Consider the following 1183-nt stretch of genomic DNA (forward strand, 5'->3'; position numbering starts at 1 on the left):
GGCGCTTTAAATAATCGAGTGCTTTTATGAAAATCGCTATAAAATATTAAGGGGAATTCTGATGATAAAATAGAATTCCCTTTAAAATATTCGTTGCTTTTTAGGAGGATACTAAGGATGATGTCTAGTTCCGGTATTCCTCCTTTTATTATTTAATTTTTTTATAATGTCCTCTAGGTTCACATGAACGTTTAATACTGTCTTCATGTTCTTTTGTAGAATATGTTTCATATTTATTTTGAGAATATAATATTCTGTTTCTTGCGCGTTGGAAATTAGTCATGCCATTTGCGTTAAATAAAATCTTTTTAATATAATTATTTTTACCTTCACATGGTCCATTAGAAATACGTCTGCCATTAACCCATATAAATGAGTTTAGTATTTCTTCTTTCCAGTGACTAAGGGTTTCTGCAACACATATGCTTTCTTCAACCTGAGTATGCTTAAATCTTTTGATTACATCGTTTAATTCTTTTCTTTTGTCAGTATCATTAACTTCATCTTTTGTAACCTGATCAAAAATAAGATATTCTTCTTTTGCACTATAGGCTTGTTTAAGTTCATCATCAAAACTTAACAATTTTTCTAGAATCATATTTTCAGTTACATGATATCCTAATATTTTGTCATGTTTGAATACTTCACAATCTACATCATTTCTAGATTTAAGTAATATTTTGTATCTATGTTTTAATAGTCTGTATTCTATGGATTTTTTGTTTTTCTCATATTTACGCATAATTCTTTTTCGAGTATGATTTAATTGATCATTTATTAATCGAATCACATGAAAATGATCAATAAGTAAGGTCGAATGAGGAAAATATGTTTTTAGTAATGGCTTGAAAATGAAGCTCATATCCGTACATATGTATTCGACCTTTTTTCTTTCCTCCAAACTGATTTTAAAGAAATAATCCGACATAATATCATGAGTTCTCGATTCAACAATATCAATGATTAAGTTGTTTTCAAAATTCATAAGAATAGCAGGATACTTGTATTTAGCACGCCTAGAAAAATGAAACTCATCAATCAATAGTACTTTTGGAAGAGAATGCCTTTTGATTCTAACGAAAGCATCAAATATATCTACTACTCTGGTAACAGAAATGCCATACATTCTAGCTATTGAAGCATAAGTAGCATTATATGGCTTCAATTTATTTAAAATAGAAAT

At 28.4% G+C, this 1183-nt stretch carries 1 protein-coding gene; it reads right to left on the minus strand.

Annotated features, from left to right (window positions below):
- Positions 1–148 precede the first annotated feature (148 nt).
- Positions 149–1183, minus strand: a 1035-nt coding sequence (locus DWZ53_RS11070; protein ID WP_158575429.1) for an ISL3 family transposase, incomplete at its 5' end; no start/stop codon positions are given.

Origin of the sequence: Coprobacillus sp. AF33-1AC, from assembly GCF_003475785.1 — a bacterium.
GTDB lineage: Bacteria > Bacillota_I > Bacilli_A > Erysipelotrichales > Coprobacillaceae > Faecalibacillus.